The 8,861-nt window shown below is 60.6% G+C and carries 6 protein-coding genes and 1 pseudogene; 4 read left to right on the forward strand and 3 right to left on the reverse strand.

What is annotated here, in order from left to right:
* The 4 genes and pseudogenes from KBI52_RS03395 to ligD all read left to right on the forward strand — a co-directional run.
* Positions 1–192: pseudogene (locus KBI52_RS03395) on the forward strand (replication protein C); the annotation flags it as partial.
* Between the two features lie 153 nt (positions 193–345).
* A complete protein-coding gene (locus KBI52_RS03400; protein WP_210805304.1) occupies positions 346–597 on the forward strand; it encodes a WGR domain-containing protein in 252 nt (83 codons plus the stop codon).
* Positions 598–1,176: 579 nt separating this feature from the next.
* Entirely contained in the window at positions 1,177–2,262 is a 1,086-nt protein-coding gene (gene dinB / locus KBI52_RS03405) for a DNA polymerase IV (RefSeq protein ID WP_210805314.1), read from the forward strand.
* A 141-nt stretch (positions 2,263–2,403) separates the two neighbouring features.
* Complete coding sequence (ligD, locus tag KBI52_RS03410; protein ID WP_210805306.1) at positions 2,404–3,312, forward strand: non-homologous end-joining DNA ligase; 909 nt, start codon at positions 2,404–2,406, stop codon at positions 3,310–3,312.
* Positions 3,313–3,462: 150 nt separating this feature from the next.
* Here the strand turns inward: ligD and KBI52_RS03415 are convergent, their stop codons facing one another.
* From KBI52_RS03415 to KBI52_RS03425, 3 genes are all read right to left on the reverse strand, one after another.
* Complete coding sequence (locus KBI52_RS03415; RefSeq protein ID WP_210805308.1) at positions 3,463–3,966, reverse strand: hypothetical protein; 504 nt, start codon at positions 3,964–3,966, stop codon at positions 3,463–3,465.
* 95 nt (positions 3,967–4,061) lie between these two features.
* The gene (locus tag KBI52_RS03420; protein ID WP_210805310.1) at positions 4,062–7,322 is read right to left on the reverse strand and encodes an error-prone DNA polymerase; all 3,261 of its coding nucleotides are present in this window, start codon (positions 7,320–7,322) and stop codon (positions 4,062–4,064) included.
* Positions 7,319–8,818 carry a DNA polymerase Y family protein gene (locus KBI52_RS03425; protein WP_210805312.1) on the reverse strand — a complete coding sequence of 500 codons (1,500 nt, stop codon included), beginning with the start codon at positions 8,816–8,818 and terminating at the stop codon, positions 7,319–7,321. Before KBI52_RS03425 ends, KBI52_RS03420 begins: the two co-directional genes overlap by 4 nt.
* Between the last annotated feature and the right edge of the window lie 43 nt (positions 8,819–8,861).

Raw genomic sequence — 8,861 nt, forward strand, 5'->3', positions numbered from 1 at the left:
GGCACCGTCAGGGCGGCGATCGCCGTGATCTACACCCTGCAGCTCTACGAGGACGATGTGGCCAAAAACGGCGGGGAGAGCCGGATCAAGAACCCGGGCGGGTACTTCCGCGCGCTCGCTCGCATGGTGAAAACCGGCAAGATCGACCTCGCCGTCGAGCTTCTGGCCATGAGGAGGCGACGAATGGCATAGGGAGACAAGTGTGCGCCGCGAGAGAACGACGGGCCAGCGTGCTTGGGTCAGGGAGCGGCACCAGCAGGGTGCATCACCGATGTGAATCGTTGGTGTGCAAAGGATTCAGGACTTTGATTGGACCGCGACCGGGAGCCCGCGCGACACTGACGCATGGCTCACGATACGATCCAGTACCTCGTCCTGCACCGGTGCGACCCAAGCTGCAACATGGCTCGCTACTATGTCTTGTCGATTGAGCCGAGCCTGTTTGGGGATGCGACCCTGATCCGTGAGTGGGGCCGTATCGGTCGACCGGGACAGCGGAGGATCGAGCTCTACGAAAACCGGTCATGTGCAGTGGAAGCCCTCGAGACCTGGCTCCAGCGAAAGCGGCGACGCGGCTATCTGCTGCGAAGCGGGTAGGGGAGTACCGGGAAACCTAGATTGGTCTCAGCGGAGGATCTTCAACTCGTCGACAGCTTCAGTTTCCTTGAGGCTGCCTCTCGCATTGGTGCGGCACGTCCCCGATCTGAACGCGCTTTGAACGTGAACTGCTAGCTTGCTCATCATACGCAGTTGCGTGCCGATGGATGACTGGTGGCCGTTCGGGCCTGCGGAAGTAGGTCTGAGCTTGTTGCAACAGCTTCACAAGCAACATTCGTCGTAGATGCCTCACAATGACCGAGATCCGAACTGAGGAACGAATAGAGCAACTCCCACCCTTGGCTGGCTCCGTCTTCGTGCCCTGCACTTCCGTCGAGGGTCGCTAGATACCCGGGGCAGTGAGAGACGGTCCGTGTTGAGTGCGAACCAGACTGGGTATGGGAAATGGCGGGTCGCTGGAGTTACTGTGGATTGCCATATCTGGTGCGATCGATCGTTCTCTCTTTGTGCTAACCTTCGGCGGACAGCATACCGGTGAAGTGTGGTAATGGGAGGTCGTGGCGGCCGATGTTGGATGAAGCTTTCAACATTGCCGAGAGCGATGGTCCAACTGACTCCATGGTTCGCGCCAGTGCGGCGCGACGGCGGATCGTTCATGTGGATCTCGACGCCTTCTACGCCAGTGTTGAGCAGCGGGACAATCCGGAACTGCGCGGCAAGCCAGTCGCCGTGGGAGGGTCCCGCGAGCGGGGAGTAGTGGCAGCCGCCAGTTATGAGGCTAGGCGCTTCGGCGTTCATTCGGCTATGCCCTCTGTCACCGCCCGCCGAAAATGCCCTGAGCTGATTTTCGTCAAGCCGCGGTTTGACACCTATCGGGAGGTGTCGCGGCAGATCCGGGAGATCTTTTACGAGTACACGTCTCTCGTAGAGCCATTGTCCCTGGACGAGGCCTATCTTGATGTGACCGAGAACCTCAAGGGTATTCCGTACGCCACTCAGGTGGCTCGTGAAATCCGGGCCAAGATCTGGAGGGAGACCCATCTCACTGCTTCAGCCGGGATCAGCTTTCAGAAGTTCCTGGCCAAAATGGCGTCGGATCAGAACAAGCCGAATGGTCAGTTCGTCATCACCCCAGAAGCAGCGCCGGCATTCCTTGAGGCGCTGCCCATTGCAAAATTCCATGGCATTGGCCCGGCTACGGCCAGAAAAATGAGCGAGCTCGGCATTTTCACTGGCGCTGACCTCAAAGCGCAGAGCCTCGAGTTCCTGCAGGAGCGGTTTGGTAAGTCTGGTAATCATTATTACTGGATCGCTAGGGCCATCGACACTCGGCCGGTCCAGCCAGATAGGATTCGCAAGTCAGTTGGTGCCGAGAACACCTTCGGGACGGACCTGACAAGCCTCGAGGAGATGAAGACCAACCTTCGGCCAATCATCGAGAAGGTCTGGAGATATTGCGAACAGACGGGTGTCCGCGGCCGGACGGTCACCCTCAAAGTGAAGTTCTCAGATTTTCACCAGATCACCCGCAGCCGCACTCTGACGGGCTACTCCGAAAACCAAGGATGGCTTGAGCAAGCCACCTTCGACCTGCTGCAGGCCTTGTTTCCGCTTGATAAGAGTGTCCGGCTGCTCGGTGTATCCTTGTCAGCGCTGAACACGGACCAGGAGCCGGACAGTCCGCAACTGATGCTGGCCTTGTAGGCTTGTGCGCCGGGACAGGCGGGAACCTGCTCACGAGCGGGTCGTTTGCTCTCCACTATGGCTAAGGCACACCCAAAACCCACCCGGTCCGCAGGACTCCGGCAAGCACAACTCCCCGACCAAATCCCGGTCGAACTCGCCGTGCTCGTAAAGCAGGCTCCTGAAAGTGATGATTGGCTCCATGAGGTCAAATGGGACGGCTACCGCATGCTAGCCCGGATTGAAGACGCCCGAGCTCGGCTGGTCACGCGAAGCGATCAGGATTGGACGGCGCGCTTTCCCGAACTCACCGAAGCTCTTGGATCCGTTGGACGGCCTGGGACAGTTCTCGATGGTGAGATCGTCAGGCTGAAACAGAATGGGATCAGCTCATTTGCTGCACTTCAACAGGCGCTATCAACTGAGGAAACTGCGGATCTGGTCTATTACGCCTTCGATGTGTTGTTTCTCGACGGAGTCGATCTTCGCCAATCGCCACTTGAGCAACGAAAGCTCCTGCTTGCTGAGGTGATCGCTGACGCTCCAGCCACAATTCGGTTGAGCGAGTATCGGATTGGAGGTGGAAAGGAATTCTACGCTCGAGCCTGCACGCTAAAGCTTGAAGGAATCATCTCGAAGCGAAGACAATCAATTTATTCGGGCACGCGAAGTGACGATTGGCTGAAGGTAAAATGCCTCAACACTGAGGAATTCGTCATTATCGGCTACACCGAGCCGCAGCGATCGCGGGTGGGGTTCGGGGCTCTCCTCGTTGGCTATTACACACCGGCCGGTGATCTGAAATATGCAGGCAAAGTCGGGACAGGATATTCGCGCGAGTTCCTTGAGGCGTTTCAGTCTCGGCTGGAGCGGATTGAGCAGCAGAAGCCGACAGCAGCCCTACCGAAGGGGACTTACATGCGAGCCCCGGTGCACTGGGTGAAGCCGCGGTACCTGGCTCAGGTCGAGTTCACGGAGTGGACGCGGGATCACATTCTGCGCCACCCGGCTTTCCTAGGTCTGAGAGAAGATAAAGATCCGCGCGATGTGGTGATCAATCGTCCACTCTGAACTAACTGAGTAGTGGATCCCATGGCGACAGCGACCGTCAAGAGTGGATAGCTTGGTTCGGTTACGTCGCTTCCATCTGTGCGACCTCAATAGGTCAGTATATGACTTCTCCCTCTTGGGTTCACAACGAGAGCTTCTGGAGTAAAGCGCCTAATCGCTACAGTCTGATCTATAGTAGTCCGTGAGATGTGTGTTGATGTCGTCCCGTTCAGGACGTCGACCGCGGTGATGAGCCTTTGACTTCTTCCGATGGGTCTTCTGATCGCTCCCGAGCACAGTCACGATACTCCGATCCTTCACGCGGAACTGGATCCCGTTGACAGTAATCGTCGATGCACCATGCTCGATACCCTTCACGACGCCATCGGTCAGGATTTGCCGCCTCAAAGCTTCGATGTCGATCTTGAACACCCGTTCGACATACCGCAGTAAGGCATGGTCGGTGATACGGACGTCCCCTGTCGGACGGGAGCGTCGCTCGACCTCGGCGAGGAGGGAGCGGCGCGTCGCCTCCATCTGCACGACCTCACCCTGCAAGGCCGTCATTTCTCTTTGGTGCTCCGCAATCCGACCGTGGATCGTCTCGATCTTCGATTTCAGATCCGCGATTTCGCCCACAAGGTCGGACGTCGATCGACTTGTTCCTGCTCCCATCTTGCGCTCCAAGTAGAAGGCCTTCGTTGAAATATCCCCCAGACCTGTGATCGTACCGACCCCTCATCAAAGGAAGAGGGTTGTGCCGCAGCATCTCAGTGGAAATTCCGAGCGGTAAATCTGATCTCGGCTGCTGATGTCGGGTTGGTTTGCGCCGCCGGGAGTTCCTCATTTCGGCCCCGCGCGCCCTGCCTGAGGGTGTCACGGGTTCCGAGCTTTGCTTCGTCTCCTCGACCGTGCTCCGCCTGGAATGGCTGATCCCGGGCACCGACGGAACGCAGCAGATGCGATAGATCGACGATGTGCTCGGCGACAATATGGATCACTCCGCCCTCCTTCTGGAGGCGTCCACGACACCCGATCATTCCTGAGGACAGGATCAGCCGGCGCTGTTTCTCGAACAGCGAAGGCCAGATGACGAGGTTTGCCACGTCGGTCTCATCCTCGATCGTCATAAACATCACTCCCTTCGCGGATCCCGGCTTCTGCCGCACCAGAACCATCCCGGCGACTGTCAGCCGGCGGCCATCCCGCATCATCCGGATTGCCGAGCAGCGATGAATGCGCTGGCGCCGTAATTCCTCCCTGAGGAAGGAAAGCGGGTGTTCCCGAAGCGTCAGCCCCTTCGATCGGTAGTCCTCCACGACCTCTCGGCCCTCGGTCATGGGCGTGAGCTCGACATGGGGTTCATGGCCTTCGGGCTGGATCTGGCTGTCCCGCTCATCGGCTGCGGCAAAGAGGGGGAGGGGTTCATCCGAAAGGCCTCTGATCGTCCAGAGAGCATCGCGTCGGCTGACCCCGATCGATCCGTAGGCATCCGCGTCCGCCAATCGCTCGAGAGCCGCGACAGAAACTCCAGCCCGACGCCAGAGATCCTCAATGGAGGTGAAAGGATGGTCTGCCTGGACCAACGGGATCATGGCGGCCTCCGAGTTCTTTAATCCCGCGACCAGCCGTAATCCGAGGCGAACCGCGAACCGCTTCGGGTTCCGCGTCGGCTCCAGTGTGCAGTCCCAACGGGAGTGATTGATATCCACCGGCCGGATTTGGACACCGTGGTTTCGGGCGTCCCGAACCAGCTGCGCGGGGGCATAAAAGCCCATCGGCTGGGCGTTGAGGATGGCGCAGCAGAACACATCCGGATGGTGGCATTTCATCCAGGACGAGGCATAGGCGATCTTGGCGAAGCTCGCCGCATGACTTTCCGGAAAACCATAGGATCCGAAGCCCTCAAGTTGCTTGAAGGTACGTTCGGCAAAGTCCGGAGCGTAACCTCGGGCAGCCATTCCGCTCACGAGCTTGTCCCGGAACTTGGTGACGCCCGCCGTCAGCTTGAACGTTGCCATCGCCCGCCTGAGCTGGTCCGCCTCGGACGGTGTAAATCCGGCGCATTCGATCGCCACCCGCATGGCCTGCTCCTGAAACAGCGGTACGCCGAGTGTCTTTTCCAGCACCCGCTGCAGTTCAGGCCGGGGATATTCGGGCTTCTCATGGCCTTCCCTGCGCCGGAGATAGGGATGCACCATGTCGCCCTGGATTGGCCCCGGACGAACGATCGCCACCTGGATCACGATGTCATAGAACTTGGCCGGCTTAATCCGCGGCAGCATCGCCATCTGGGCGCGGCTCTCGATCTGGAACACGCCAACCGTGTCGGCCTTCTGGATCATGCGATAGGTCGGGCCATCGTTCATCGGGATCGTGGCGATCTCGCGCTCCTCGCCCTTATGCTCCCGCAGGAGATCGAAGGCCCGGCGCATGCAGCCGAGCATGCCGAGACCCAGCACATCCATCTTCATGAATTTCAGGGTGTCGATGTCGTTCTTGTCCCACTCGATCACCTGTCGGTTTTCCATGGCGGCCGGCTCGATGGGCACGAGATCGTCGAGACGATCCTGGGTCAACACAAAGCCGCCCGGATGCTGCGAGAGGTGCCGGGGTGCGCCGATCAGCTCGGAGGCCAATTCGAGCGTCATCCGCAGCCGCGGATCCTTGAGATTGAGGTTGAGCTCCTGAGCTTCCTTTTCTGTCACGCCATCGTTGCCCCAGCCCCAGACGAGACCGGACAGGCCCGCGGTTACGTCCTCCGGCAGGCCCATGACCTTGCCGACCTCCCGCACGGCGCCACGAGCGCGATAGGTAATCACCACCCCGGTCAGAGCGGCACGATGACGGCCATAGGTGTCGTAGATCCACTGGATCACCTCCTCCCGGCGCTCATGCTCGAAGTCCACATCGATGTCGGGCGGCTCGCGCCGCTCCTCAGACACGAAGCGTTCGAACAGGAGATCATGCTCGATCGGGTTGATCGAGGTGATGCCCAACACGTAGCAGACGGCGGAGTTGGCGGCCGAGCCGCGCCCCTGGCACAGAATGCCTCGCGTCCGCGCAAACTGGACGATGGCATTGACCGTGAGGAAGTATGGCGCGTAATCAAGCTTCTCAATCAGATGAAGCTCATGCCGGATCGTCCCGGCCACCGTATCGGGAACACCGTCGGGGTAGCGCCTGTTCGCTCCATCCCAGCTCAGCCGCTCCAGCTTCTCCTGAGCGGTCTCACCCGGATCGGTCTCAGTCGGATACTGGTAGCGCAGCTCGTCGAGGGAGAAGGTGCAGCGATCGAGGATGTCCTGGATCCGGTGAAAGGCTCCAGGATGCCGCTCGAACAGCCGCCGCATTTCGGCCGGATCCTTCAGATGCCGGTCCGAATTGCGCTCGAGCCGGTAGCCCGCAGTGTCGATCGCGCAGCCCTCCCGGATGCAGGTCACCACATCCTGCAGCCGGCGCCGATCCGGATGGTGATAAAGGATGTCACCGAGTGCAACGGTCGGAACCCGAGCGATCCGAGCCGCTTCCTCGGCCTCATGGAGACGCAGGTGGTCGTTCTGAGCGAACCGGCGGATCAGGGCCATATAAGCGCGACTGCCGAAGGTAGATCTCAGGCGCGACAGGTTGGTTTTGAGTGTGCCGTTGGCCTCGTCTCCGAGAAGGATCGCGAGGAGACCCTCATTCCAGGCAACCACGTCGTCCCATGTCAGAAAGCATTTTCCCTTTCCGCCCCGGCTCTTCCCGATGCTGAGCAGGCGGCACAGCCGGGAATAGGCCGAGCGATCCATTGGGTAGACCAGGAGCGACGTGCCGTCGGTCAGATCAAGGCGGCATCCCACCACCAGGCGCACGCCCGTTTCCTTGGCAGCCTCGTATGCCCGGACGATCCCGGCTAGAGAGTTCCGGTCGGTGATGCCCAGCGCCGAGATGCCGAGCAGTTTGGCCTGCTCGAACAGCTCGGCCGGGCTGGATGCTCCACGCAGAAACGAAAAATGAGTGGTGACCTGCAGGTCGGCATACACGCTCATGCAAAGAACCCGTGCATCCACCAGCGGCCGCCCTCGGTCATCGGCGCATCGCGGAAGATCCAGAAGCGAGAGCCCTCGATCGTCTCAAGCCGGTAGTAATCCCGGATCCTCTTCGGCTCAGTGCCGAGCCACCACTCGGAGGTGATCCGTTCCGGCCCGTCAGCCTTCGCGACCTTGTAGCGAACGCGGCGCCAGATGAACGACACCGGCGGGTGATCCGGCAGCAAGGCGGTTGTCATGATCGATTCCGGCGGATCGAGGAGGCGGGTGGGACGCTCTAGGTTCTCCGGCCAAGTGGATCCCGATGGAGGTGCGAGAGGCGAAACCCTCCTGGTCATGCGCTCGGGGATAAGCGATTGAACGGGAGCAAGCCTATAGACGCGGTCCTCCCCAATGCGGGCGGTCAGCCGGTCAACGAGCTGGCTCAGATCGACGGCCTCGTCCTCAGCCTCGATCTCTCTTGCAACCGTCTGCTTTTCAAAGAGGGGCTCGGTACGATTGGCGATGAGGACGACCTCCTCGATGCCAAAGCCCGGATCGACCGTCTCGATCGTCTCGTCGAACAGCTTTGCCAAGTGGACGTGGTCCCGGCTGGCCTTGGCTGTCCCGACCCGAAGTGACGCGCCTTTCTGATCCACCCGGCGGAAGATCAGGTCTAGCCGCCGGACACCCTCGCCGCGTTGCTCCAACGCCTGGCACAACTCCTCCGAGAGCCGTCGCACCACAAGCTGCAAGTCTTCCAACCGGCCGATCGGCTCTGCGAAGGCGCGGGATGCAATCACCGCCTCGCCCGGAATGATCGGAGTGATCGGCTCGAAGGCATGCCCCAGCGCCTGGTCCAGGCGCAGGCTTGCCTCGCATCCGAAGCGGCGCACCATCGGCGCTCTCGGCATGGCAGCGAGCTGGCCAACACGCTCGACACCCAGGCGGTGCAGGGCGCTCACGGTCTCATGCGAGAGCCGGAGGGCCTGCACGGGCAGGGTGGAAACTGCGTCCACAGCTCGGCCGGGTAGAATAATCCCGCCCTTACCGAACCGCGCAACAGCCCATGCCGCCCCCGGCACATCGGCAATCGCAGCGCGGGCATGAATACCATTGTTCTCGACACGATCGATCAGCTTCTTGAGCAGTACCTCTTCACCACCGAAGAGATGCTCCACTCCCGCGATGTCGATCCAGAGTCCATCCGGGGGATCGGGCGCGACGACGGGTGAAAAGCGGATGGCCCATTCGGCGAGTTGACGCAGCGAAGCGTGCTCGCCCTCGGGGTCGGCGTCGATGATGTGCAGATCGGGAACCATAGCCTGGGCTTTGGCGACGGCCATCCCCTCGATCAACCCGACCTTCTGGGCAGCGGGACACGCGGAGGCGATCAGCCGGCGCGAGCCCTGCTTGATCACCGTCACAAGCGGCTTCTCGCGCGGAGGATCACCGAACTTGCGCCTGATCCTGTCGGTCGGCCAGGTTGGCAGGAAGAGCGAGACGACCCTGCGCATCGCAGGCCTCCAAAATCCAGGAACGGGGTTCCGCACCCCGGCA

It is taken from the genome of Microvirga sp. HBU67558 (genome assembly GCF_018069605.1).
Taxonomy (GTDB): Bacteria; Pseudomonadota; Alphaproteobacteria; order Rhizobiales; family Beijerinckiaceae; genus Microvirga; species Microvirga terrae.

Bases quoted from the DNA above. Each gene is read 5' to 3' on its own strand.
- KBI52_RS03425 (WP_210805312.1), bottom strand. From the start codon at position 8,818: ATGCGCAGGGTCGTCTCGCTCTTCCTGCCAACCTGGCCGACCGACAGG.
- dinB (WP_210805314.1), top strand. From the start codon at position 1,177: ATGGTTCGCGCCAGTGCGGCGCGACGGCGGATCGTTCATGTGGATCTC.
- KBI52_RS03400 (WP_210805304.1), top strand. From the start codon at position 346: ATGGCTCACGATACGATCCAGTACCTCGTCCTGCACCGGTGCGACCCA.
- KBI52_RS03420 (WP_210805310.1), bottom strand. From the start codon at position 7,322: ATGAGCGTGTATGCCGACCTGCAGGTCACCACTCATTTTTCGTTTCTG.
- KBI52_RS03415 (WP_210805308.1), bottom strand. From the start codon at position 3,966: ATGGGAGCAGGAACAAGTCGATCGACGTCCGACCTTGTGGGCGAAATC.